The 26,647-nt window shown below is 35.8% G+C and carries 24 protein-coding genes; 15 read left to right on the top strand and 9 right to left on the bottom strand.

Annotated elements, in window-relative coordinates:
- Nucleotides 1-58 precede the first annotated feature (58 nt).
- The 15 genes from MKS83_RS15125 to MKS83_RS15055 all read left to right on the top strand — a co-directional run bounded on the left by MKS83_RS15125 (nt 59) and on the right by MKS83_RS15055 (nt 18,141).
- Nucleotides 59-424, top strand: a complete 366-nt coding sequence (locus tag MKS83_RS15125) for an FtsL-like putative cell division protein (RefSeq protein WP_240583198.1) — start codon at nt 59-61, stop codon at nt 422-424.
- Nucleotides 408-2,399, top strand: coding sequence for a penicillin-binding transpeptidase domain-containing protein (locus MKS83_RS15120; RefSeq protein ID WP_240580340.1), 1,992 nt, complete (start codon nt 408-410; stop codon nt 2,397-2,399). The genes MKS83_RS15125 and MKS83_RS15120 overlap by 17 nt, the downstream gene beginning before the upstream one ends.
- An 18-nt stretch (nt 2,400-2,417) precedes the next feature.
- The gene (locus MKS83_RS15115) at nt 2,418-3,878 is read left to right on the top strand and encodes a UDP-N-acetylmuramoyl-L-alanyl-D-glutamate--2,6-diaminopimelate ligase (RefSeq protein ID WP_240580339.1); all 1,461 of its coding nucleotides are present in this window, start codon (nt 2,418-2,420) and stop codon (nt 3,876-3,878) included.
- A 46-nt stretch (nt 3,879-3,924) separates the two neighbouring features.
- Nucleotides 3,925-5,166 carry a phospho-N-acetylmuramoyl-pentapeptide-transferase gene (gene mraY / locus MKS83_RS15110; protein WP_100377607.1) on the top strand — a complete coding sequence of 414 codons (1,242 nt, stop codon included), beginning with the start codon at nt 3,925-3,927 and terminating at the stop codon, nt 5,164-5,166.
- Between the two features lie 82 nt (nt 5,167-5,248).
- The gene (murD, locus tag MKS83_RS15105; RefSeq protein WP_240580338.1) at nt 5,249-6,586 is read left to right on the top strand and encodes a UDP-N-acetylmuramoyl-L-alanine--D-glutamate ligase; all 1,338 of its coding nucleotides are present in this window, start codon (nt 5,249-5,251) and stop codon (nt 6,584-6,586) included.
- 22 nt (nt 6,587-6,608) lie between these two features.
- Nucleotides 6,609-7,847, top strand: coding sequence for an FtsW/RodA/SpoVE family cell cycle protein (locus tag MKS83_RS15100; RefSeq protein WP_100377606.1), 1,239 nt, complete (start codon nt 6,609-6,611; stop codon nt 7,845-7,847).
- Nucleotides 7,848-7,858: 11 nt separating this feature from the next.
- The gene (locus MKS83_RS15095; protein WP_100377605.1) at nt 7,859-8,101 is read left to right on the top strand and encodes a hypothetical protein; all 243 of its coding nucleotides are present in this window, start codon (nt 7,859-7,861) and stop codon (nt 8,099-8,101) included.
- Between the two features lie 8 nt (nt 8,102-8,109).
- Nucleotides 8,110-9,213, top strand: a complete 1,104-nt coding sequence (murG, locus tag MKS83_RS15090) for an undecaprenyldiphospho-muramoylpentapeptide beta-N-acetylglucosaminyltransferase (RefSeq protein WP_240580337.1) — start codon at nt 8,110-8,112, stop codon at nt 9,211-9,213.
- A 54-nt stretch (nt 9,214-9,267) separates the two neighbouring features.
- Complete coding sequence (gene murC / locus MKS83_RS15085; protein WP_240580336.1) at nt 9,268-10,626, top strand: UDP-N-acetylmuramate--L-alanine ligase; 1,359 nt, start codon at nt 9,268-9,270, stop codon at nt 10,624-10,626.
- A 30-nt stretch (nt 10,627-10,656) separates the two neighbouring features.
- Nucleotides 10,657-11,616, top strand: coding sequence for a cell division protein FtsQ/DivIB (locus tag MKS83_RS15080; RefSeq protein WP_240580335.1), 960 nt, complete (start codon nt 10,657-10,659; stop codon nt 11,614-11,616).
- 22 nt (nt 11,617-11,638) lie between these two features.
- Entirely contained in the window at nt 11,639-13,030 is a 1,392-nt protein-coding gene (gene ftsA / locus MKS83_RS15075) for a cell division protein FtsA (protein WP_240580334.1), read from the top strand.
- An 84-nt stretch (nt 13,031-13,114) separates the two neighbouring features.
- Nucleotides 13,115-15,025 carry a cell division protein FtsZ gene (gene ftsZ / locus MKS83_RS15070; RefSeq protein ID WP_240580333.1) on the top strand — a complete coding sequence of 637 codons (1,911 nt, stop codon included), beginning with the start codon at nt 13,115-13,117 and terminating at the stop codon, nt 15,023-15,025.
- A 102-nt stretch (nt 15,026-15,127) separates the two neighbouring features.
- Complete coding sequence (locus tag MKS83_RS15065; RefSeq protein ID WP_100377600.1) at nt 15,128-15,574, top strand: GatB/YqeY domain-containing protein; 447 nt, start codon at nt 15,128-15,130, stop codon at nt 15,572-15,574.
- A gap of 535 nt (nt 15,575-16,109) precedes the next feature.
- The gene (locus tag MKS83_RS15060; RefSeq protein ID WP_047099553.1) at nt 16,110-16,520 is read left to right on the top strand and encodes a BrxA/BrxB family bacilliredoxin; all 411 of its coding nucleotides are present in this window, start codon (nt 16,110-16,112) and stop codon (nt 16,518-16,520) included.
- Nucleotides 16,521-16,626: 106 nt separating this feature from the next.
- The gene (locus MKS83_RS15055; protein ID WP_240580332.1) at nt 16,627-18,141 is read left to right on the top strand and encodes a GH3 auxin-responsive promoter family protein; all 1,515 of its coding nucleotides are present in this window, start codon (nt 16,627-16,629) and stop codon (nt 18,139-18,141) included.
- Between the two features lie 29 nt (nt 18,142-18,170).
- Here MKS83_RS15055 and MKS83_RS15050 read toward each other — a convergent pair whose 3' ends face one another.
- The 9 genes from MKS83_RS15050 to MKS83_RS15010 all read right to left on the bottom strand — a co-directional run bounded on the left by MKS83_RS15050 (nt 18,171) and on the right by MKS83_RS15010 (nt 26,647).
- On the bottom strand, nt 18,171-18,515 hold the full coding sequence (locus MKS83_RS15050) for a hypothetical protein (RefSeq protein WP_100377598.1): 345 nt from the start codon (nt 18,513-18,515) through the stop codon (nt 18,171-18,173).
- A 12-nt stretch (nt 18,516-18,527) separates the two neighbouring features.
- On the bottom strand, nt 18,528-18,884 hold the full coding sequence (locus MKS83_RS15045) for a hypothetical protein (protein ID WP_240580331.1): 357 nt from the start codon (nt 18,882-18,884) through the stop codon (nt 18,528-18,530).
- A 4-nt stretch (nt 18,885-18,888) separates the two neighbouring features.
- Entirely contained in the window at nt 18,889-19,860 is a 972-nt protein-coding gene (locus tag MKS83_RS15040) for an endonuclease/exonuclease/phosphatase family protein (protein ID WP_240580330.1), read from the bottom strand.
- A 72-nt stretch (nt 19,861-19,932) separates the two neighbouring features.
- The gene (locus MKS83_RS15035) at nt 19,933-20,928 is read right to left on the bottom strand and encodes an endonuclease/exonuclease/phosphatase family protein (protein ID WP_240580329.1); all 996 of its coding nucleotides are present in this window, start codon (nt 20,926-20,928) and stop codon (nt 19,933-19,935) included.
- Between the two features lie 9 nt (nt 20,929-20,937).
- Entirely contained in the window at nt 20,938-21,651 is a 714-nt protein-coding gene (locus MKS83_RS15030) for a rhomboid family intramembrane serine protease (protein WP_240580328.1), read from the bottom strand.
- A gap of 2 nt (nt 21,652-21,653) precedes the next feature.
- Entirely contained in the window at nt 21,654-23,447 is a 1,794-nt protein-coding gene (mutL, locus tag MKS83_RS15025) for a DNA mismatch repair endonuclease MutL (protein WP_240580327.1), read from the bottom strand.
- 242 nt (nt 23,448-23,689) lie between these two features.
- Nucleotides 23,690-24,517, bottom strand: coding sequence for a YoaK family protein (locus MKS83_RS15020; RefSeq protein WP_240580326.1), 828 nt, complete (start codon nt 24,515-24,517; stop codon nt 23,690-23,692).
- A gap of 26 nt (nt 24,518-24,543) precedes the next feature.
- Complete coding sequence (locus MKS83_RS15015) at nt 24,544-25,032, bottom strand: hypothetical protein (RefSeq protein WP_240580325.1); 489 nt, start codon at nt 25,030-25,032, stop codon at nt 24,544-24,546.
- Between the two features lie 205 nt (nt 25,033-25,237).
- A complete protein-coding gene (locus MKS83_RS15010) occupies nt 25,238-26,647 on the bottom strand; it encodes a sensor histidine kinase (protein ID WP_240580324.1) in 1,410 nt (469 codons plus the stop codon).

The following is a 26,647-nucleotide window of genomic DNA, read 5'->3' as shown; positions in this document are numbered from 1 at the left end:
TTAGCATTGACAATTGACTAACGAAGTGAATTCACTGCAAAAGCAAATTGACATTAAATTGGCAAAAAGAGCAACAAATCGTCCTCAGAAAAAATTAACTTTTATAGACATTATAAAAGGAAACTTTCTGAATCGTGATGAGATCAAAATACATTACAAGTATTTTCTCCTGTTGTTTGTGTTGATGATGGCCATGATTTACAGTAACCATCTCGTCAACAAAAAGATAAAAATTGTTAATGCTTTAAAAGAAGAAACGGAAGAATATAAATCACGAAACGCTTACGCACAAAGTAAGCTGATCAAAGTAAAAATGGAATCGGAGTTGGGGAAAGAAGTGGCACGGGATTCTTTGATGACCTTGGAAAACCATCCTCACAAACTGCTAATAAAACTGGACAGTACAGATGCAAAAACCAAATGAATACGACAACAAACGTAAAAAAACGTTAAGATGGGGCTACCTCTTCGCAGTGGTAGCTTTGTGCGTGTTTGTAATGTTTTTGACAAGAATAATCATCTTACAAAACACTAATGTTCAGGAAATTAAAGACGATTACATCAATAAAAATTATCGGGAAGCCACTCTGAAAGCAGCCCGTGGAAATCTGTTCGCTTCTGACGGCTCTATTCTTGCCACAACCGTAATGCGCTATGACATTTACCTGGATTTCAAAACGATAAAGGATACTGTTTACACCAACAATATCGGTGCTTTAACAGATTCTTTAAGTAAAATGTTCGGAAAATCCAGAGGTGAATTCAGAAAAAAATTTGACGAACAAAGAAAAAATAAAAACCAGTATTATACACTGGTGAAAGGTCTTGACTTCGACCAATACGACAGAATCCGAAAATTTCCAATCTTTAAAAAAGGAAAAAACAAAGGAGGCTTTATTGTAGACAGAAACTACAAGAGAGAACTGGCCACCTCAGAAATCGGAGCCGGAACCATCGGAATGGATGATGGCGAACACAAAGCGGGTCTTGAAGGTGCTTTTTCAAAATACCTGAGAGGGACAGACGGAAAAAGACTGGAACAAAGAATCAACTCGTCCCAATGGAAACCGATTGACTTCTGGAAAGTACAGGAACCTATTGACGGAGAAGATGTTTACACAACATTAGATCTCAGAATTCAAGACATTGCACATTCTGCACTCGAAAAACAACTGATCAATTTCGAAGCGAAACACGGAACGGTGATTGTAATGGAAGTGGAAACAGGAAAAGTTCGTGCCATGGTCAACCTAAGAAGAGACGATAATGGAGAATATGTTGATTCTTATAACTATGCTATAAAAGATAATATTGAACCCGGCTCTACTTTTAAAACCATTTCGTTATTGGCAGCAATGGACGACGGATTCATTGATGAAAACACAACAGTGGATGTAGGAAACGGAGTCTGGGTGTATGCAAAACAAAGAATTTCAGACGGCCACGGAGGCGGAACTTATGACATCAGTGATGTTTTGGCAAAATCAAGTAACGTAGGTTCTGCAAAGCTGATTACAAAATACTATGCTGACAATCCGCAAATATTCCTGGATCATTTAAAACGCTGGAAACTATTTGATAAAATGGAGATTGAACTTCCGGGAATCACAAAACCCAGATTTGTAACTCCGGAAAGCAAAAAATGGAATCCGGCCGCTTTAGCTTCTTTAGCTTACGGATATGCTTCCAATATTAACCTTTTACAATTAGCAACTTTCTATAACGGAGTTGCTAATGGTGGTAAAATGCTAAAACCCTTATTCATCGATAAGATCATGAAAGACGGAAAGGTGATGTACAGTGCAAAGCCAGAAGTAATGGTGAATAAAATGGCCTCTGAAAAAGCCATTAAAATGATGACTCATGCTTTAACAAAAGCCGTAGAGAAAGGAACAGGAAAAAGTATTTTCACACCGAATTTAAAAATGGCAGGAAAAACAGGAACCGCAAGGTTTGAATACTGGTTGCCTGGTCCAATGAAATATCGTGCATCATTTGCAGGGTTTTATCCGGCTGATAATCCGAAATACACCTGTTATGTAATGATCAGCGAACCGAATACTGCAAAAGGATTTTACGGGGGGACGGTTTCTGCACCGGTGTTTAAAGAAATTGCTGGAAAAACATTCTTAAAAACTCCACAAAACATCGAAAGAGAAATGCTGGTGAGCAATAAGGTAGACCTTAACAAAATGGTGGAGCCTAATGTGAAAGTAGCAGTCAATAATAAGCAAATGCCCAATGTCGTAGGATTGATCGGTAAAAATGTCATTCCACAATTGGAAAATTTAGGATACCGTGTCGATTATAAAGGAGTTGGAAGAATTACTCAACAGTTCCCGTTGGAAGGCACAACAATAAGTAAAAACCAGAGAATTTATTTATCTCTGCAGAATTAAATATAAAGCATCAAAGAAATGCAATTAATTGAATTATTAAAAAGAATTCCAGTTTTAGAAATTCACGGTGACGATACCCGCGAAATTACAGAATTGGTTTTCGACAGCAGAAAGGTTACGGAAGGCTCTTTGTATATTGCAATGAGAGGAACGGTTATGGATGGGCATTCATTTATTGCATCTTCTGTTGAAAAAGGAGCAAAAGCAATTATTTGTGAAGAATTCCCCGAAAGTTTGAATGAAAAAATCACTTATGTAAAGGTAAAAGATTCATCCAAAGCTTTAGGGCAATTAGCTTCCAATTTCTACGGAAATCCTTCTGAAAAATTAAAATTAATCGGAGTTACAGGAACTAATGGAAAAACTTCCGTTTCTACGCTGCTTTTTGATGTTTTCAAAAACTTAGGATATGATTCTGCTTTGCTTTCTACTGTTGAGATCAGAATTGGAGAAAAAATAATTCCAGCAACACACACCACTCCGGATGTAATCACCATTAATAAAATTTTGGCTCAGGCTGTGGAAGAAGGCTGCGAATTCGCTTTCATGGAAGTAAGTTCTCACGGAATCGCTCAAAACAGAATTGAAGGTCTTCATTTTAAAGTAGCGGGGTTCACTAATCTTACGCACGATCATTTAGATTATCATAAAACATTTGATGAATATTTAAAGACCAAGAAAAGATTTTTTGACCAGTTGGAAAGTACGGCCGTTGCCATCACCAATGTGGATGATAAAAACGGGAATGTCATGCTTCAAAATACAAAGGCTACCAAAAGAACCTATGCTTTGAAAACCATGGCAGATTTTCACGGAAAGCTTTTAGAAGTTGATTTCAACGGAATGTTATTGAATTTCAACGGAAAAGAATTCTGGACAACGTTGACAGGAAAATTCAATGTATACAATTTGCTGTTGGTTTTCGGAATTGCTTCTGAGCTTGGTTTTGAGCAGGATGAAATTCTTCAGGCCATCAGTCAGCTGAAAAGAGTTTCCGGAAGATTTGAAACTTTCAAATCTGATGGCGGAATTTTCTTCATCGTAGATTATGCACATACTCCGGATGCTTTAGAAAACATCTTGGACAGCATCAATGATATCAGAACCAAAAACGAAAGATTAATTACAGTTTTCGGCTGCGGAGGTGACAGAGATCACTCAAAAAGACCTGAAATGGGAAATATTGCCACCAAAAAATCAACGTTGGCAATCATCACTTCAGACAATCCGAGAACGGAAGATCCGGCAGCAATTATAAAAGAAATTGAAGCAGGTGTTGAACCTCAAAATTTTAGCAAATACACTTCAATTCCGGACAGAAGAGAAGCCATAAAAATGGCGATAAAGTTTGCAGAACCTAAAGATATTGTTCTCGTAGCCGGAAAAGGACACGAAACTTATCAGGAGATTAATGGTGTGAAACATCATTTTGACGACAAAGAGACAATCAATGAGCTTTGGAAATTAATGAGTAAGTAAAAATTTGATTTAAAACAAAACTTATTACATCTTAAACCAGAAGAAAATGTTATACTATCTATACGAATATTTAACCAACCATGGAATTCATGTTCCAGGATTAGGAATGCTGAAATACATTTCCTTCCGGGCAGGAATGGCTGTTTTATTTTCTTTGATCATTGCTCTTGTCTATGGAAAAAGAATCATCAACTATTTGAGATCAAAACAAATGGGTGAATTGGTTCGTGACCTTGGATTGGATGGACAGAAGCAAAAAGAAGGGACGCCTACAATGGGTGGTCTTATCATTATCATTGCCACCATCATTCCGGTATTGTTATTTACCAGAATTACAAATATTTACATTGTCCTTCTCCTGGTTTCAATGATTTGGATGGGAGCGATTGGTTTTCTGGATGATTATTTAAAGAAAATAAAGAAAAACAAAGACGGGTTAAGCGGTAAATTCAAGATTGTAGGACAGGTCGGATTAGGGCTAATTGTCGGAATTACAATGTATTTCCATCCTGATATTACGGTTAAAAGAAAATATGCAGATGCAAAAGTCGTAAACAGAAACAATGTAGAGCAAAACTTTATGCCTACTGAAAAAATCACGGTTTCTACGGTTCCATTTGCTAAAAATAATGAGTTCGACTACAGCGGAATATTGTTCTGGATGAATGATAAAGACGCTCACGAATGGGCATGGATTGTTTTCATTCCTATAGTAATTTTCATCGTAACAGCCGTTTCCAACGGAGCTAATATTACCGATGGAATTGATGGTCTTGCAGCAGGAACCAGTGCGGTGATCCTTTTAGTTTTAGCTCTTTTTGCTTACTTATCAGGAAACATCATTTTTGCAGATTACCTCAACATCATGTTCCTTCCGAATATGGGGGAAACCACCATTTTCGCCGTGGCAATGGTAGGAGCCGTAATCGGATTTTTCTGGTACAATACGTATCCTGCACAGGTATTTATGGGAGACACCGGAAGTTTGATGTTAGGAGGAGTTATTGCCGTTCTAGCCATTATTTTAAGAAAAGAACTGTTGATTCCTGTATTATGCGGAATCTTTTTAATTGAAAACCTGTCTGTAATGCTTCAAGTAGTGGTTTTCAAATACAGAAAGAAAAAATTCGGGCTGGAGTATGCCCAAAACAATAGATTATTTAGAATGTCACCATTACACCATCACTATCAGAAAGGCGGTTTTCACGAAAGTAAGATCGTTAACAGAATGATCATCATTGGGGTAATTCTGGCAATTGTATGTCTGATCACATTAAAAATGAGATAAGAATTAATTTAAAATTGAAACCTTTAAGTATTTAAAAATTTTTGAATCATTTAAATTTTTCAATCATTAAATCAAAATAAGTATGAAAATAGTTGTTTTAGGAGGAGGAGAAAGCGGTTGCGGAGCTGCTTATTTGGCTAAAAAAGAAGGCCTGGAAGTTTTTCTTTCAGACAAAGGAGCCATTAAGGATAACTATAAACAGTTTCTTACGGAGAATGACATTGAGTTTGAAGAAGAAAACCATGATGAAGAAAGAATATTAAATGCAGACTGGATTGTAAAAAGTCCGGGGATTCCGAAAAAAGCAGAAATCATTCATAAAATTCATGAAAAAGGAATCAGACTTTCTTCTGAAATTGAATTTGCTTCGGAGTTTACTGATGCTAAAATCATCGCGATCACAGGAAGTAATGGGAAAACAACAACGACCTCTTTAATCTATTATATTTTAAAAAATGACGGATTAAATGTCGGCTTAGGGGGAAATATCGGATACAGCTTTGCAAAACAGGTTGCTGATGAAAACCATGAATATTATGTACTGGAAGTTAGCTCTTTCCAGCTTGATGATATTCAGAATTTCAGACCTTATATTTCTTTATTATTGAACTTGTCACAGGATCATTTGGATCAGTACAATTACAATTATGAAGAATATGCTTTAGCAAAATTTAGAATTACTGAAAATCAGGAAAATGATAATTTTTTCATCTATAATAAAGACGATGAAATGAGTAAAAATCTTCTTGAAAAGCTGGAAATAAAGGCAAAAATGATCCCCTTCTCAACAAAAGAAAAATTGTCTGAAGGAGGATTTATTGATGGTGAAAATATTGAAGTGGATCTTCAGGATAAGTTCTCCATGAAAATTGAAGAATTATCTCTGTTAGGAAATCATAACGTAGCCAACAGCTTAGCGGCTTCAATTGCAGGTAAAATACTGAACATCAGTAATGAAAGCATAAGAAATTCGCTAATGACTTTTCAGGCGGTTGAGCACAGACTGGAGTTTGTGACCGAGATTGAAGGCGTTAAATATATCAACGACAGTAAAGCAACAAACGTTAATGCAACGTATTATGCTTTAGAAAGCATGAAAAACCCTACGGTTTGGATTGTTGGAGGTCTGGATAAAGGGAACAACTATACCGAAATTGAGGATTTAGTTAAAAGAAAAGTAAAAGCAATTGTCTGCTTAGGAATTGACAATCAAAAAATTATAAATTTCTTTAAAGACAAAAAAGAATTTATTTATGATACCTCTAGTATGGAGGAAGCAGTGAAGATTTCAAAATCGCTGGCCAAAGCTGGAGATACGGTTTTATTGTCTCCATGCTGTGCAAGTTTTGATTTATTCAAAAGCTATGAAGACAGAGGCCGTCAGTTTAAAGAACAAGTATTAAAAGCCAATGGCAATTAGCCAAAAGCCTAGAGCATAATATATGAACGAACAAGATACAGACAACAGATTTGAATTTCTAAAGGGCGATAAAGTACTTTGGATGGTCATTCTTGTGATCTCCATTTTCTCTATTTTCCCAGTATATTCTGCAAGTTCGAATCTGGAATATATCGTCAATAACGGGACTACAACCGGTCACGTTATCAAACATATGTTCTTTGTGGTTTTAGGTTTGGGGATTATGCGGGTAGTCGGAATGGTGAAGTACGAATATATCGGAAAACTAAGCAGTATCCTGCTCGGTTTAATGATTGTACTGCTGATTGTCACCATGTTTACCGGACAAACCATCGACGGAGCGAGTGCTTCAAGGTGGCTGAAAATTCCGGGAACACCGATCTCCTTCCAACCATCATCGTTTGCTTTTTTAATGTTGATTATCTATCTGTGCCGGTATTTAACTAAGAAAATAACCCGGGAAAGACTTCCGATTGAGAATATCATGTATATTTTCGGACCTATCCTATTGGTTTTCGTATTGGTAGCAAAAGATAACGGTTCCACCGCATTGATGATTTTAATGGTCTCTGTGATTGTTTTGATTATCGGTCAGCTACACTGGAAATATATTGCCGGATTTATTTCCGCATCATTTGTAGCCATTGTTCTGTTTTTATTGGTTGCTTTAAATACCAACCTTATCGGAGGAAACCGTGTCCATACATGGATGAGCCGTATCGAGACATTCACCTCAAGCAAAGCAAAAACAGCGGATGTTGATGATGAAAGCGTAAAAGCCAAAAACTACCAGGTAATGATGGCTAAAGCAGCTATCGTTCATGGTGGAGTAACAGGAATGGGACCTGGGAAAAGTGCTTTAAAACAAATGCTTCCGCAGTCTGCTTCCGACTTTATTTTTGCGGTAATTGTAGAAGAATATGGAGTAATTGGCGCAGCATTTTTGATCAGTATGTATTTGATCATGATGATTCGTATCGTAATGATAGCCAGTAAGATGCCTGCTTTTTTCGGGTCTTTGCTCGTTCTCAGTCTCGGAGTGATGATTTTTATACAACTCTCTGTAAATATTGCCGTTGCAGTGAATTTAATTCCTGTAACGGGGCAGCCTCTCCCATTAATAAGTTATGGAGGAACCTCAATGTTGGTAACGTATTTGCAATTGGGAATTATCTTAAATATCAGCTCTAGAATCCAGATATATGATGAAGAAGGAATGGGCAAAAAACAAAGTATAGCCGAGATCAATGACATTGCTTAAAACAAAATAAAATGGAAATAAGTTTAATAAGATTTATTGATAACAAAAACGCTGAAGACATATTGGTATTTGATACCGATGTGGAAATCATTAATTTTTTGGAATCATATAAATTAGAATCTACCGAAATTATTGAACTTAATGATTCTGTTTATAATGTTAAAGAGATTTCAGTAAAACTGATTGAAGATAAAATTGAGATTTGGGTATATGTTGATTTTATTGATTTAATTGAAAATTTGCCAACAGCATAATTAGTAGTATGAACAAGAAACTAAAAGTATTATTATCCGGCGGAGGAACAGGAGGTCACATCTTCCCTGCCATCGCTATTGCAGATGAAATCAAGAAAAGATTTCCTGATGCTGAGTTTTTGTTCATCGGAGCCAACGGAAAAATGGAAATGGAAAAAGTTCCGCAGGCTGGCTATAAAATTGAAGGAATCGACATTGCAGGAATTGACAGAGGAAATATACTGTCGAACTTAGGTTTGCCATTTAAAATTTTAAAAAGCTTAACTAAATCTAAGAAGATCATTAAAAGCTTTGCTCCGGATTTTGCAGTGGGGACAGGAGGTTTTGCAAGCGGGCCTGCTTTGTATGAAGCCAGCAAGCTTGGAATTCCTATTTTTATTCAGGAACAGAATGCACATGCAGGGGTAACAAATAAGATTTTAAGTAAAAAAGCAAAAGCCGTATTTACCGCCTATCCGAAAGTGGAAGGTTTTCCGGCTGAAAAAATAAAGTTTATGGGAAATCCGATTCGTGAGAATATTGTTTCAGGAATGCAGGAAAAAACTCAGGCAAAGGAAAAAATGGGCTTAGATAAAGACAAACTGACGATTTTATCGGTTGGTGGATCTTTAGGCTCAAGAACATTAAATAATGGTTGGAAAGACAATTTAGAAAACCTGAAAGAAAAAGGCTATCAATTGATCTGGCAAACCGGAAAACTGGATTATAAAGAATTGAGCAATGAATCTCAAATTTCAGATCTAGGATCTCAAATTCAGTTGAAAGAGTTCATCAAAGACATGGAAACAGCTTACTCTGCAGCAGATGTGATCGTTTCCAGAGCCGGTGCTATTGCCATTTCAGAGTTGGCGGTAGCACAGAAGCCGGTTTTATTGGTGCCTTTCCCGTTTGCAGCGGAAGACCATCAAACCATAAACGCCATGAATCTGGTTGAGAAAAATGCAGCCAGAATGGTAAAAGACTCAGAAATGCAGGAAAAATTCTGGAATACCCTTTCAGAAATCTGCGAAAATGAAAATGTAAGAAAAGAAATGTCTGAAAATCTGAAATATTTTGCCAAGCCCAATGCCGCAAAAGAGATTGTAGATGAGATTTTTAAAGTGATAAAATAAGATAATTTGAATTAATTTTTTAATCATTTAATCTTTAAATATTTTAATTAAATAATGAAAGTTTTAGAAACATATCAAAATTTTTACTTCGTTGGAATCGGAGGGATAGGAATGAGTGCTTTGGCGCGTTACTTCCATGCTTCGGGTAAAAAAGTTTTGGGCTACGATAAAACCAACACCAAATTGACGACGGCTTTAATGAGCGAAGGAATTGATATTGTTTTTGAAGATGTCATTGATGAAAAAATCTCTTCCCTTCAGAAAGAAGATACATTGGTAATTTATACTCCTGCGATTAAAAAATTGGGGATTTTAGATTATTTTATTGCTAATGAATTTGAGGTATTAAAACGTGCAAAAGTTCTGGGTTTAATTACAGAAAACACAGATTGCATTGCTGTTGCAGGAACTCACGGGAAGACAACAACTTCTACTTTAGTTGCTCATTTATGTAAAGAAGCAGATCTACCTTTCTCTTGTTTCCTGGGTGGAATTTCTGAGAATTTTAAATCGAATTTCTTGTACAACGGTCCTCAATATTCTGTAGTGGAAGCAGATGAATACGACAGAAGTTTTTTGAATCTTTCCCCGGATTGGGCAGTGATCACTTCCACAGATGCGGATCATTTGGATATTTATGGAGATAAAAGCCATATTGAAGAAGGTTTCAGACAGTTTGCCGCTTTAGTTCCGAATGATAAACAGCTTTTTGTAAGAAAAGGAATTGAGATCGGAAGACCATCTTTAACATATGCTGTAAACGAGGTTGCTGATTATTATTCAGATAACCTTAGAATGGAGAACGATAAAATCTATTTTGATTTCCATACACCGACTGAAACTGTTAAAGACTTTATCTGGGAAATTCCGGGAATTCACAATGTTGAAAATGCGACCGTTGCGTTGGCGATTTTAAACAATTTGGGCGTTGACTTTGAAACACTGAAAAAAGCAATTGCCAATTTTAAAGGAATTAAAAGAAGATATACCAAACACAGATACGAAAACGGTAAAATCTATATCGACGATTATGCCCATCATCCGACAGAAATCAATGCGGTGATGAGCTCGATTCGAACTTTTTACCCGGAAAAGAAATTATTGGTGGCTTTCCAGCCCCACCTTTTCAGCAGAACAAGAGATTTTGCAGACGGATTTGCGGAAAGCTTAAGCCATGCTGATGAATTGATTTTGCTTGATATTTATCCGGCAAGAGAACTTCAGGAAAACTTTGAAGGCATTACTTCAAGCTGGTTATTGGATAAAGTAACATTAGATAAAAAGGAAGTATCTACTTTAAGTAATGCTTTCAATACAATAAAAGAAAAAGATTTTGACATCCTTCTTACGGTAGGTGCAGGAAATATTGATACCCTGTACGATCCTATCTGTGAGTGGTTAAGTAAAAAATAAAATCCGGACAAAAAAAACCGGAACTCATTTATGAAAAATAAATACAGAATATTAAAAATTGTCATCACAGTTATCATTCTAGGATTTCTGTTGAGCTTCTCTTTGAGAAAATTCAGCAGACAGAAGATTACAGATGATAAGATTTCTGTAAAAATGAATAATGGTAAAACACTGGTGTATTTTATTGATGAAAAAGATATCCGTGAGATCGTAAAAAAAGAAAACCCTTCCGGGAAAGTTGGCGATTTGAATATTCCGGCCCTGGAAAAGAAGATCAGTAATCTTCCGGCTGTTGACAGCGCGAATGTTTATTTGAATCTAAATGGAAAATTAAATTTAGACATTAAACAGAGAGTTCCTGTTTTCAGATTAAACAAAGAAGGAAGAGATTTTTATGTGGATGAAAAAGGAACCGAGTTTCCGATTTCAAAAACTTATTCGCATCCTTGTATGCTGGTAACCGGAGATGTACAGAAAGATGAATACCGTCAGCTGGCCGAGTTGGTTAATAAAATTGATAAAGATGATTTCAGTAAAAAATATTTTATAGGAATCTCAAAAGATTATAAAGGAAATTATAACCTGCTGACCAGTGAGGGAAATTATAAAGTGGAAATCGGAGACTTAGATAATATTGAATTTAAAGTAAAAGGATTTAAAGCCTTCGTAGAAAAATATCTGGTCTACCAGGATCCTCAGAAATACAACAAGATTTCTGTAAAATATCAGAATCAGATTGTCACGACTTTGAATCCGTATTTTAAAGAAAATGACAGTATTCTGAACGTAGGAAATAAAGAACTGGCAAAAACCTCAACAGCACCACCCGCAGTCAGGAAAACAGCAGAAGTTCTCCCCAAAGCGGCGGCAGTAAAAAGGCCAAGCTCCACTTCTTCAAAACCAAAAGCCATAACCAAGCTCAAGGAAACGAAGAAAACAGAGAAAAAAGCAGCGGCTGCAAAGCCTAAAGCAAAAGTTAAAATAGAATAAAAAATCAAATCGATATCAACAAATGGAAAATCAAGAGTATTCAGTAGGTCTGGACATTGGGACAACAAAGATTGTCGCCATTGTCGGAAGGAGGAATGCACACGGGAAAATAGAAGTTCTCGGTGTAGGAAAGGCAAAGAGTCTTGGTGTTCACAAAGGTATTGTGAATAATATTTCGCAAACCATTAATTCAATCAAAGCTGCTGTTTCTGAAGCACAGTCCAGCGCAGGAGTTCCTATCCGTAAAGTAACGGTGGGAATTGCTGGAAAACACATTCGTTCTCTGCAGCACTCCGATTATATTATGCGTGAACATCCGGATAAATTCATTACAGATGATGACATTGAAGCATTGAAGGACCAGGTAAAAAAACTGGTAATGCTTCCTGGTGAAGAAATTATCCATGTACTTCCTCAAGAATATAAAGTAGATTCCGAAGGTGAAATTCAGGAGCCTGTCGGAATGCATGGGAAACGTCTGGAGGCCAACTTCCACGTTGTAGTGGGGCAAATGGGAAGCATCCGAAACATTGCGAGATGCGTTCGTGAAGCCGGCTTAGAAATGGAAGCCCTTACGTTGGAGCCTTTAGCATCCTCAGAAGCTGTTCTTACAAAAGAAGAAAAAGAAGCAGGGGTAGCCATCGTGGATATCGGTGGTGGAACAACGGATATTGCCATCTTTAAAGACAATATCATTCGTCATACCTGCGTCATTCCTTACGGAGGGGGAATTATTACCGAAGACATTAAAGAAGGCTGTTCAATTATTGAAAAGCACGCCGAGCAATTAAAAGTTAAGTTCGGTTCTGCAGTTCCTGAGTTGGAAAAAGACAGTACATATGTTACCATTCCCGGACTTCACGGAAGACCGGATAAAGAAATTTCATTGAAAACTTTAGCACAGATCATCAATGCAAGAGTAGAAGAAATTTTGGAAATGGTTAATACAGAATTAAAGGCTTACGGTGCTTTCGAACAAAAGAAAAAACTGATTGCCGGAATTGTTCTGACCGGTGGTGGTTCAAACCTGAAACATCTTCGTCAGTTGGCTAACTATACAACAGGTTTTGATAGCAGAATTGGTTTTGCAAACGAATACATTGCGAACGATAAAAATCAATATCTTAAAGGACCTGAATTTGCAACTTCTATTGGTTTACTAATGGAAAGTTTGAAAATCAGAGATAAAAAGATTAACAGTATCGAAGAAGAACCTGTTGTGGAGCAACCTCAGCCAAAAACGGAAACTGTAACGATTCAAACGGAAACAGTGCAGCAGCCTGTTCAGCCCATTGAAACCGTACAGCACCAAGAAGTTACAGCAGAACAAAACGAAAGCAAAAGAGCGGCAAAACTGACTTTCGGACAGTCGCTTATGGAAAAAGTAAAAAAATTCTTCGAAGAAGTAGAATAAATTATAAATGATGAATCATCAGGGATAAACGGTCTTTCCTTATCCAGCATCATTCATCAATTATCAACTATTAAAAGAACAGTTATGGAAAATATAGGTACACAGGGATTTTCATTTGATTTACCAAAAGGAAATTCATCGATCATCAAAGTAATTGGTGTAGGTGGCGGTGGAAACAACGCACTAAAACACATGTACGAGAAAGGAATTCACGGAGTAGATTTCGTGATATGTAATACTGATGCTCAAACATTAGACAATAACCCGGTTGCCAACAAAGTACAGTTGGGAACAACCATCACAGAAGGTCTTGGTGCAGGAGCCGATCCTGAAGTAGGAGAAAAATCGGCTATCGAAAGTATCGAAGACATCAAAGCAGCTATGGGACAAAATACCAAAATGGTATTCATCACTGCCGGAATGGGTGGTGGAACAGGAACCGGAGCTGCTCCCGTTATTGCTAAAGTGGCAAAAGATATGGGAATTCTTACCGTAGGAATCGTTACCGTTCCTTTCAGCTTTGAAGGAAAAAGAAGATTGGAGCAGGCAGAAAACGGCCTTGATAAATTAAGAAATAATGTTGACTCACTAATTGTCATCAATAACGATAAATTAAGACAACAGTTCGGAAACCTTGGATTCAAGCAGGGGTTCTCCAAAGCCGATGAAGTTTTAACGAACGCTGCCAAAGGAATGGCAGAAGTTATTACAGGTTACTTCGATGTAAACATTGACTTTAGAGATGCTAAATCTGTGCTTCAAAATTCAGGAACGGCTTTGATGTCTACAGGTATTGCTTCGGGCGAAAACAAAGCTGAAGAAGCAGTGAAAAAAGCATTAGATTCTCCATTATTGAATGACAACAAAATTACCGGAGCGAAAAACGTCCTATTGTTGATCAGAAGTGGTGTAGAAGAAGTTACCATGGATGAAATCGGGGTGATTATGGATCATATCCAGAAAGAGGCAGGAAATACGGCTGATATCATTTTCGGGGTTGGTGCCGATGAAGAACTGGGAGATTCTGTAAGCGTTCTTGTTATTGCTACAGGTTTTTCAAATGACAATAAAAAGTTTTCAGGGCCTACTGAAAAGATCAAGATCAGCCTAAATGATACTTTTGATACTCCAAAAGCTTCTCCTTTCAAAACAAGAGAAGAAAGAGAGGCAACAACAGAAGAAACACATGATTTTGGAGGTAAAAACCTATTCAGGCTGGATGATGACAACGATACTCCACAGTTCGGGTCTACGACTACTGAAAAAAAAATGATTGTTGACAGTGAAGAAATAAAAACAGAAATAAAATTCTTTGATAAAGAGGAAGATACATTGGATAACCCTACTCAGAACTGGAGAAATGAAGAAGAACAGGAAGAATCTTTCAATTTATTTTCTTTAGATGAGGAAGCAGAAGATCCTAACGATCTGGAAATTGAATCTTTCAAGTTTGACTTCGATAATAAAAAAGAAGAACCTCAGGCAAATACCTTCAGCAATTCTTATTCAGAAGAGAAGCCGGTAGAGTTTAATTTCTTTGTCAACGAAACGATTAATGAGCCTAAAGCTGATTTCGGGCAGCCTAAAACAGACTTTACGACTCCAAACAATACAATCGTTCAGGAGCCCGCTCAAAAAATTGAAACCTTCTTTCAGACGAAACAGGAAGAGCCTAAAATGGAAACCAAGTCAACTTTTGAGAACAAAACAGAAGCTGAAGTTTCAAAACCGGCAGAAGAAGAGTTCACTTTTGTGAACAAGACAATTGATCAGGATAGAATTATTGAGAGAAGAAATAAACTAAAAGAGTTCAACTCACGTTATCAAAGTTTTGACAGCTCAAGTGAGTTTGAATCTGTACCTGCATTCAAGAGAAAGAATATTTCCATTGATGGGAACAATGCTTCTGACCAGAACATCAATACTTATCTTTCCGATAATAACGGAAATATGCAGATCAGAGAAAACAGATTTTTAAATAAAGATGTAGACTAAATTTAATTTGAGAATGTGGTAATTTGAAAATTTTTCAATTCTTTCATAAAATAGTTATTACATTTTCAAATTATCTCATTTTCAAATTTTCAAATTAACAACATGAGCTTAGAAAATACAATAAACGAAGCGATAAAAACAGCAATGAGAGCCAAAGACAAAGTGGCCTTGGATTCTCTTCGTGCTGTAAAATCTCAAATATTACTGCTAAAGACGGAAGCTGTAGGAGCAGAAGTTACAGCAGAACAAGAAATTGCTATTCTTCAGAGAATGGTAAAACAACGTAAGGACTCTTACGATCAGTTTACTGCACAAGGAAGAAATGACCTTGCAGAAGTGGAGGAAGCTCAAATGAAAGTTATTGAGCAATTTCTACCCAAACAGCTTTCTGCAGAAGAACTTGAAGCAGAAATGAAAAACATTATCGCTGAAACAGGCGCTGAATCTGTAAAAGATTTAGGAAAAGTAATGGGAGTAGCATCAAAAACATTGGCCGGAAAATCTGACGGAAAAAGTATCTCCGAGATGGCTAAAAAGCTGCTTTCTTAGTTGTTGGTTAGTAGTTGTTTGTTGTTGGATTAATACTGGTCAACTATCAACTAAAACCCATCAACCAATTTTAAAAACGGATATTCAACCTTTGCATATCGATTTGATTAAAGAAGCCCGGAACCAAGGTTCCGGGCTTCATTTATACAAAGATATCATGTAAAATAAAAAACCCATAACAATTGTTATAGGCTTTATTGTAGTTCTTTATTTATCCGATGTCAATTCTAAAAACATAATACGGATAAAACAAAGGTGAGGGAATTACACTATCAATCAGACTTTTACACCCGATATAATCCTTATATTTTAATTATAAGTTTTTTTTCATGGAAGATTGTTTTTAGAATCTGTTTCAAAATTAATAAATATTTTCCAATATTAGCACATATAAATCAAACATCATTGAAATTTATTATTATTTTAATATTCTAATTACCAAACTATTTGGTTTAATAAATTGAATGATAGTTATTATAAATTAATGAAAAACTTAGAAATGTTGTAAATTTGCGTAGAACTAAAAAAACAAAACATGTATCCAACAGATTTAGTAATGCCTATGAAGGCTGAACTTACAGATAAAGGCTTCCAAGATTTGACAACTCCGGCTCAGGTAGAAGAAGCATTAAAACAATCAGGGACCACTCTATTGGTGATCAACTCTGTGTGCGGATGTGCGGCAGGAGCTGCAAGACCGGGAGTTGTATATTCTTTGACAGGAGATAAAAAACCTGATCATTTAACTACTGTTTTTGCAGGTTTCGATACAGAAGCTGTAGTAGAGGCAAGAAAACATTTGGCTCCATTCCCTCCAAGCTCTCCTTGTGTGGCATTGTTTAAAGATGGTGAACTGGTTCATATGCTTGAAAGACATCATATTGAAGGAAATCCTGCAGGAGCTATCGCAGCCAACCTTCAGGCAGCTTATGATGAATATTGCTAAGAAACAATAAATCTCAATATCAAACCGTTACAAAATTTGTAGCGGTTTTTTTATTTATCCTATTAAAAAATTCCCTGAAAATCCAAATATCATTATATTTGTTGAAATGGCAACAAAAGCACTATTCAATACTGTCGTCAACTGGTTTATCCGCCAAAGGATGGATCAGATTCAGAATTTTATGAATCATCCTATTGAGACTCAGAAAGGTATTCTTTTTTCTCAATTGTTTCATGCCGAGGATACGGAATATGGCAAAAAGTATGGATTTAACTCCATATCGAGCTATCAGGATTTTAAAAATAAAGTCCCGATTGTTACGTATGAAGACTTTGAGCCTTATATTGAAAAAGCAAGACAGGGGCAAAAGGATATAAGCTGGCCGGGATATATTAAGTATTTCGCCAAATCTTCCGGAACTACCAATGCCAAAAGTAAATTCATTCCTATTTCTGATGAAAGCCTAGAATACTGTCATATGAAGGCCGGAAAAGATATGGTTTCCATTTATGCCAATAACCATCCGGAAAATCAGCTGTTCAATTATAAAAACTTACGTTTAGGAGGGAGTTCGGAATTGTATGCGGATTTTAAAACCAAATTTGGAGATTTGTCTGCTATTTTAATCGATAATTTACCATTTTGGGTGGAAATCACCACCACTCCGAGTAAAAAGGTTTCTTTGATGGGAGAGTGGGAAAGCAAGCTTAAGGCAATTACTTCAGAAGTTAAGAATGAAGATGTAGGAAGTATTCTTGGAGTTCCGAGCTGGATGATGGTACTTTTACAAAGAGTATTAAAGGAAACTGGGGCTAAAAACATTTCAGAATTGTGGCCCAACCTGGAAGTATTTTTCCATGGCGGAATTAGCTTTAAACCTTACAAAGAACAGTTTAAACAAATCATAGGTAAAAACATCAATTACTATGAGATTTATAATGCTTCCGAAGGCTTTTTTGGAATCCAGGATAAACCTAATAGTGATGAAATGCTGCTTATGCTTGATTATGGTATTTTCTATGAATTTATCCCTATGGATGAGTTTCATTTTTCAAACCCTAAGGTTGTAAGTCTGGAAGATGTGGAAGTAGGGAAAAACTATGCCATGGTCATTACGACCAATGGAGGGTTATGGAGATACCTGATCGGAGACACTGTCGTATTTACTTCAGTTAATCCGTTCAGAATAAAAATTACAGGAAGAACAAAACATTATATCAATGCCTTTGGAGAAGAGCTCATGATTACCAATGTGGAATCTGCCCTTACTAAGGCATGTGAGCTTACGAATGCAAAGATTACCGAATTTACCGGGGCTCCTGTTTTTATGAAAAACAATGAAAGCGGGGCCCATGAATGGATCTTTGAATTCTGCCAGCAACCGGAAGACCTGGAACAGTTTATTGATATTTTTGATCAGCATTTAAAATCAATAAATTCTGATTACGAAGCTAAAAGGTATAATAATATGACCCTAAAAAGGCCTATTGTACATATTGCAAAAGAAAATTTATTCTACAACTGGCTGGAATCAAAAGGAAAGTTAGGGGGACAAAATAAAGTTCCAAGACTAAGCAACGACCGGGAATACATTGATCCTTTATTGGAAATGAATAAATAAAAAAACCGCAGTGATTTGCGGTTTTTTTATTATTTTTTCAAGTCTTCTTTTAGCTTTTTGGCTCCGGTTTCCACTTTTTCAGCTCCTTTTGCCGCGGCATCTTTTACATCTTTACCAACCTCTTGAGCGCCAGATTTAATATCTTGAGCTGCATTATCTATTTTATTGCCTGTTTCTTCTACTTTTTCGTGTATTTCTTTTTTCGTTTCATTGATTTTAGTAGAATCCACTCCTGAAGGAGTTTCAGTAACCGTAGTTGTAGTTGTGGTTACAGATCCGTCCGGATTTTCCACCTGCTCTGTTTTGGTAGTGGATTTAGTACAAGAAACAGCTAAAATGGAAATAGCCAATGCAGATAAAATTTGTTTTTTCATATTTATATAATTTTAGTTTTGTTCAGTTTTTACTTCTGAAGATTCTGATGTCTTTTGTTGTTTTTCTTCACTGGCCTTCTTCTTTTCCTCTTCCTGCTTCTTCTTGTTTTCTTTCTCCAGCTCCTCTGCAATTCTTTTTTCTTCTGCCTGAAGCTTCGCAGCCTCTTTTATAGAATCCTGATATTGCTGAGAAGACATTTTTATTTTCATAATCACAGCTTCAGAGGTGGCTCCCGCAGAAAAAGAATCTATTGCCGTAGTATCATAACTAGGTTTCAAATCCTGTGAATGATCAACAGAAACCGGTTCTTTATTCGAACAGGCACTTAAAATTAATAAAATAAGTATTGCCGAGAAAATATTTTTCATGGAACTAATTTAATAGAAATTCTGCAATTACCGGATAATGATCTGATAATTTAACCGAATGATCAACTTTATAGCTCAATGGAATAATTGATTTTGAACTGAATATATAATCTAGCCTAAGTGGAACCTTATAATCGTGAAAGCTTGTAGAAATACCGTTTCCTGCAGTTAAATATGCATCCTGAAGATCTTTACCCAGATTATAATATTCATAAGAATTGGGTACAGAGTTAAAATCTCCAGCCAATATTACTGGATAAGGAGACAGATCAACAACTTTTCTGATTTTTTTGATCTGGTTTTCGTGAGCCTGAAACGTGGGAATCATATGGGAAAGCAGTGTGTGGATTTTGTTTTCTTTTCCAAAATCTGCAAAATTAAACATCCCTTTATTTAATCTAAACGGTTCCAGATATACATTGACCACACGAATGATTTTCCCGTTGATATCAACATCCGCATAAAAAGAATTTCCTCTTGATTTATCTGTAATCAGTTCCTCCTGTCTTACGATTCTGTGTTTTGTTTTTAAGATTACTGTAGGATATTTCACCATATCTTTACGCAAAGCCCTGTTGGTATCTTTTTCCTGCACCAATATAATATCCGCATTTTGATCTCTTATATATTTTTTCACTTTTTCCCATCCAAAATCTCCGTATTTAACATTAAAGGTCAATACTTTAATATCTCTTATACTTCTGACATTATCTGTTTTAGAAGAAAAATTGATCCATCTCCGGATAGGGTTCAAAAAAATAAGCGTTCCCAAGGCGAATACTACAGCAATTTTTTTTCTCTTAAAAATCCAGACCATCGTCAACAAAACATGAATAATGATAAGATAGGGAAACGCCAGAGAAAGCAGATTCAAATTCCCGAGTAAACGAGGCGCAATCCAGGCATTTCCTAAAGTACATAACAATAGAATTGCAACGAGGATATGAGAAAATAACAATAACTGGTTCGGCTTCATAAAACGGTGTAAATCACATTTGTTTTAACAAAAACCCTACCAATTGAATTTATTTAACGCTTTTTATGATTTTTAATCTGCTAGTTTAAAGGTAGCTATCACCGGAAAGTGGTCCGAAATCTGTACATGGTGATCGACTTTATAGCTCACCGGCTGTATGGATTTTGAGGTAAAAATATAATCAATACGCAACGGAAATTTGAAATCGTGAAAGCTGGTCCCGCTTCCTCTTCCGACTTCTACAAAAGCATCTGTAAGATTGTCGGAGGCTTTGTAATATTCATAAGAATTGGGTACAGAATTAAAATCTCCAACCACAAATACGGGATAAGGAGAATTCTCTATTTCTTTTTTTATAAGATCAATCTGATCCTGATGATTTTTAAAATTACCAAGAAGCTTTCTCAGAACATTCTTCGTCTTTATTTCGTCTTCATCTTTATTGCCATTGAGTTTTACCATATCTTTTACAATACCAAAAGACTCTAAATGCACATTAATACACCTGTAGATTTTTCCCCGAATGTTAATATCAATCACTTCACACTGTGCCGTTATATCTTTATTTTCTAAGCCTTCAAAAAGATTTTTATGGTTTACCACTTCATACCTGGAATAAAAAGAAAGTACAGGCATATTGCTTTTCCCTGAAAGATTTTTAAGATTAATATCTGGAATAGAAGGTTCCTGCAAAAAAACTACATCTGCATTTTGCCTGTCAATATAATCTTGGATTTGATCTGCTCCAAATTTTCCTCCTTTTGCATTTAAAGAAACAATTTTCAGATTCGCTTCCTGATCTTTTTTTGATGAAAAGTTTACCCATCTTATAACGGGTTTAAAAAACAATAATCCAAATAAAAGAAATACAAAAGCCCGTTTTTTCCAGCTTATAATCCAGAAAAAAGTAAGCAGAATATATGCACTAATTAAAATGGGAAATCCTAAGGAAAGTAAATTGAGCCACGGGAATACTTTAGGCGGAACAATACTGTTCATCAATACTCCTAACAAGAGTATGAATATTCCTAAATGTAGTATGAAAAGGATAAGACGAAAAACTTTCACAGAATGATTTTAATTAAATCTATATAAATGTTTCTTCCAGATTCTGGCTAAAATCCATCCTACCAAAGCTCCACCGACATGAGCAAGATGAGCAATTCCTCCTCCGTTTCCTGAAACGCCTAAATAAATTGAGATCACAATAACGATAGGAATCACATATTTTACTTTCATAGGAACCGGGATAAACATGATTCCAATTTTTGCTTCAGGGTATAATGTTGCGAAAGCAGCAATAACTCCGAAAATTGCTCCGGAGGCTCCTACCATTCTTCCAAAATAAATTCCAGCCAAATTTTGTTCCGCCTCATTATGAATTAATACTTTATCCGGATTTTCTATCAATGAATTCAAAAAATCTTTTGCATCAATATTCATCGATTGAAGTTCTGAAACTAATTGCTGAACTTCAATAAAATTCCAAAGATTATACAGGAAAAAAGCTCCTAAACCGCTTAGAAAGTAAAGAAGCAAATACTTTTTATCTCCCAGTCTGTATTCCAAAATAGGTCCGAAGCTATAAAGAGTCAGCATATTAAATAAAATATGTATCAGATTTCCATGCATAAACATATGGGTAATAATCTGCCATGATTTAAATTCTGGAGAAAAAGGATAATATGCGGAAAGTAAGTCATTTAACTGTGGCAAAAAAAATACAGCAATAAATACTATAACATTTATAATAATAATATTCCTGGTAATCGGTGGTATGTTATTAAACATTTTTAAAATTTGTTTTTAAAATCATTAAACGGAATTTCATAGAAACATCTTTTTCCATTGGGAAGAAATTCCGGGAAACCTAATGCTGTAAAATCTCTGATAAGTTGTTCTGCATCTTTTTTATAAATGAAATCGAAACGGGATTTGGATTGCATTTTATTCCATTGATTTTGGTAAAACTGCATAAATTCTTCTTCCGTTTTATATTCAAGAATATCAAAAAGATTTTCCAGAAACTTCATTACCTGGGTTTCTTTCAATCCTTCGGGAACAGCATCTATTCTCAGTACATTTTCATGAGCAATACTCATTTCAAATCCAAGTTCCGGAAGGTATTTTTTTATGGATTTATATTTATTTTTCTCAATCTCGTTCATATGATATTCCAGAGAGAAAAGAAGGGCATGACTAAGAGAAGATCCTTTTTTGTCGGATTTATTGTTTTCCGAAACCGTGAGTCTATGCATTCTTCCCAAATCCAGCATCAGCGTTCTGTCTCCTTTATTGAAAAGCCAGTATCCATTGGGCAGCCTCATCAGATCCTCATCAAAATCCTCATCTTCAAACAGATTGATTTTTGATGGTTCTGCAGCGATATTCTGATGATACATTTCTGCCAGATTCTGAATTTCAGCCTGCTTTATCGCACCCCTTTCTTCTAAAAACGGATTATAGTCCTTATCTACAATGATCTCCGGCATTTTAATAAATCCGCTTCCCCCTCCGCTGTTACTTTTACTTGGAAACGTTTTTTGCAGCATTTCATCGAGTTGTGGATCTTTCTCAAAATCAAGACTCGGAGCTACATTATAAATTCCCAGCGATCTTTTAATTGTTGAGCGCAATAAAGCAAAAATAAGATGTTCGTCTTCAAACTTTACTTCTGTTTTCTGTGGGTGGATATTGACATCTATTTTCTCAGGATCAAGCTCTAAGAAAAGGAAAAACGTCGGAATATATCCTGGCAGAAGCAGTCCTTCAAATGCTTCCTGAACAGCTTTATTGAAATAAGGGCTTTTAAAATATCTTCCGTTAACGAAAAGAAACTGTTCGCCTCTTGTTTTTTTGGCCCCCTCCGGTTTTGCAACGAATCCGTGAAGTTTGCACCAGATAATATCTTCTTTAATCGGAATCAGCTGTGGCTGAAGCTTTCTTCCGAAAATATCCACAATACGCTGCATCTGACTTCCTTTTCTCAGTCTGAAAACAGCTTCATCATCATGAAATAAGGAAAATTCCAGGTTTTCATGAGCCAGCGCAACTCTTTGAAATTCGTCGATGACGTGTCTGAATTCTATATTATTATTTTTCAGGAATTTTCTTCTTGCCGGAACGTTATAGAATAGATTCTTCACTAAAAAGTTAGATCCGTCTGCGGTTTGTATGGGATCCTGAAATTGGAAAACACCTCCTTCGATGTAAATGTTGGTTCCAATCGTTGCATCTTTTTGTTTGGTTCTCAGTTCAACCTGGGAAACGGCCGCAATAGAAGCCAAAGCTTCACCTCTGAAACCTTTGGTCGCAATTTTAAAAATATCTTCCGTTCCTCTGATCTTTGAAGTGGCATGTCTTTCAAAAGCCATTCTTGCATCAGTTTCAGACATTCCTTTTCCATCATCCACCACCTGAATAAGGTTTTTCCCAGCATCTCTTATAATCAATTCCACTTTGGTGGCATCTGCATCTATTGCATTTTCCAAAAGTTCTTTCACAATAGACGCCGGTCGCTGCACGACTTCTCCTGCCGCAATTTGATTGGCCACATGATCCGGTAAAAGCTGAATAATATCTGACATAAAAAATGTAAATCAACTTACAAAAATAGGTAATGAAAACGGGAATAAAAACTTTCTATCCGCGAATTAAAATTTAATTATTAACATATCAACAACCTAGCCAGGCTGATACCTCAGTCAAATTGGCAATACAATCATGTTTTCTTAAAAGTACAATCCCCTAATTGCATTATACAATTAGAGGATTGATTCACAGCTAGTTTACACAAAATTAATACTGAAGTATTTTTATTTTTCTAATATCAGTCTTCAAAAACGAACTTTCTTTTTTCTTTTCTCTTAGGAATCCCATGGATCTTATCGTATAAATACGCCAACAGATTCGGTCTCTTATAGATCTTTGAATATCTGTATTTTGTATTAAAATGTCTTACATGAATTTTATAGGCATCATAACCAATTACAATAAGAAGACAGAAGCTTATCACATAAAACACTCTAAATTCAAGATAGTAATACGTAAGTCCGGAAAACACAGCCCCAAAAACATAAGCCAGCATAATGCTCATCAACAATTTAGCTCTTGCCGTAAGCTCGGGATTCTTTCTGTATTTTTTTTGGGTAAACATGGAAAACAGAATTCCAAGGTCGGTAGTGGTTCCGGTAAGGTGGGTTGTTTTCACCGAAAAGTTCGAAATACTTGCCGTTAATCCGTTCTGAAGTCCTGTCGCAAATAGCATTAAAGCAACCAAAGCCTCCGTTTCTTCCAAAGTTTTCTGGTAGAAAAACTGACCATAAACCCCAACAAATAGCAAACATGCAATCTCTAAGACAATGGGCATGGCATGAGCAAAATATTTACTCTTTTTATTAAAGTTGATCACAATAAAATTAGAAAGAAAACTTCCGAAGAAAAACAGGAAAATCCATCCTCCAACTACCGCTACCTGCGTCCAGTTTCCTTTACTTATTTCTGCTGCTAAAATAGCATAGTGCCCCGTTACATTTGAAGTAAATGAGAGAAATATCAATAGAGAAGCAATATTTATAGTTCCTGCTGTAAAGGCAGTCAGCGTTCCCAGTTTTATGTTATCTCCCAACGTTCTGCTGTTACTATAATTTCTTAACATTTTATTATCTTTTTAGAAAATTAGAATTAGGCAAAAATCTCAGCCAGCCTTCCTCTTTCCGGAAGTCTTTCATGGATTTCAATTGCCATTTCCCGAGACTTAAGATTTTTACATTTTTTGATATAAGGAATAAGATCAAATTTCCCTTTTCCTTTGCTCTTTATGGATGAGCTATAGTAAGCTTCCTCAATATGTTCCGCCTTGACATACTGATCGAAAGTTCTTTGAAAACTTCCTGTGAAAACATCACAAACAATTTTCTCAATCAGGTGCGGATATTTATTTTTAATAATCTCATAAGCATCATTAAATTCCTGTGGTTTAATTTTATTAAAAATCGTGCTTTTGGTATTAAAGAGAAGATCGCGGATAGAATCTCCCATATCATAGCCTGAAACCAAAAAAACAGTATATTGATTTTGATCTTCAGAAGCATTTTTTTCTTTCAGAACCTCTTTTAATATATTTAAAGATTCTAGAGAATAATCTGTGGCTATTAAAATCGATTTGGTCATATTTTTAAGATTTAGGTTCGTATTATCTTTTTTGATGATACAAAACTAGAACGACCAAATTAGAAGCTCTTTGGAATGGAATTAAAATGTAATTAGAGAGATTAAAATGAGATTAGAAAATTGTTAAGAGGTCTTAATATGAAGTAATTGACTAAACAGAACTCCAGCTAAACAGGGATTATTAGACAAGATATGAAGTTTCTCATTAATCCAACTTCTCTTCCTTCAGTGTACTGTAGAAATTAGGAAAACGTAGTTGCACTGTTGTTCCCTGATTTTCATGAGAACTTACGATCAATTCGCCATGATGCATTCTCACGATATTTCTTGCCAAAGGAAGGCCAATCCCGTATCCTTCGTAGTTTTTGGTATTGGAAGCCCGGAAAAAGGGATCATAAATTTTATTCATTTCCTCTTCAGGAATCCCGATTCCATTGTCTTTTACAATAATATAGACATCCGCATCCGTTGCCCCCAGCGAAACTTTAACCTGCTGAAAATTAGAATATTTACAGCCATTCTGAATAATATTTGTAACGGCAAGATGCAGTAATTGTTCATTACCCTGAACCTTTAATTTCTTAGGATTATCCGGTAACATACTGATATCTAAATAGATATTGTTTCTCGAATCGATTCTTCGCAGGGTTTCAATGACATCCCAAAGCAGCTGATCAATCCTTACCTTATCCATCTTCTGAATCTTTCCGTCAAAACCGGTTTGGGCAATCATCAACAATGCTTTGATTTTTTTATCTAATTTTTCGGCTTCATCAAGTATAATTCCTAATGTTTCTTTGTATTCATCATTAGTTCTGGAGATCGAAAGCGCAACATCTGCTTCACCCATAATGGATGTAAGAGGTGTTCTCAGCTCATGGGAAACATTTCCGATCAGATGATTTTGAGTTTCAAACGAAGTTTCGATACGGTTCAGCATATCATTAAAGGTTTCCACCAGTTCATTCAATTCTTTATTATCTGGTTGAGACTCAAGACGCAGATGAAGATTTTCCGAGCTTATTTCCTTTACTTTCCCCGTAATTTTTAAAATAGGTTTGAAAAGTGTTTTAGATAAATAAAAAGAAAAGATCATACTAAAGAACAAAGAAAGCACGATACAGGTGATTAATGTTCTTTTCAAAAAGCCCAGATAATAAACCACATAATGATTTCTGGCAGAAGCTATTGCAATATAGTTTTTGTCATCGTGCCTGAAAGTCTGACCGATGTAGTAGAACTCTTTATCATTATAATTTGCTTCCCCGTTTCTTGCAATATTCTTGAAAAAGTAATCGGGAATATGAATTTCCTGCGAGATTTTCTTATAGTTAGAGTCCGTAGGAATTGCAAAAACATAATCACGTTCCATCGGAAGCTCTTCATCATTTAAACTGTTTAAAATATAATTCTCAGGAAGGTCGAGATCGTCTTTACTTTTTTCAATCTGAACAATCGTAGTCGTCCTGATTTTTAATAATTCATAAAATCTCTGATGCGAAAAATTGACAATAGAAAAATACACCAATCCACTGAACAGCAAGATGATGGCGGTAAATACCAACATCAGAAGCACCATCGTTTTGGTCTGATTTGTGACAACTTTATTAAACAT

The organism is Chryseobacterium sp. Y16C, from assembly GCF_022488405.1.
In the GTDB taxonomy this organism is placed as follows: domain Bacteria; phylum Bacteroidota; class Bacteroidia; order Flavobacteriales; family Weeksellaceae; genus Chryseobacterium; species Chryseobacterium geocarposphaerae.
The sequence above is the reverse complement of the archived record's forward strand: the minus strand, read 5'-3'. Positions and strand labels throughout refer to the sequence as shown.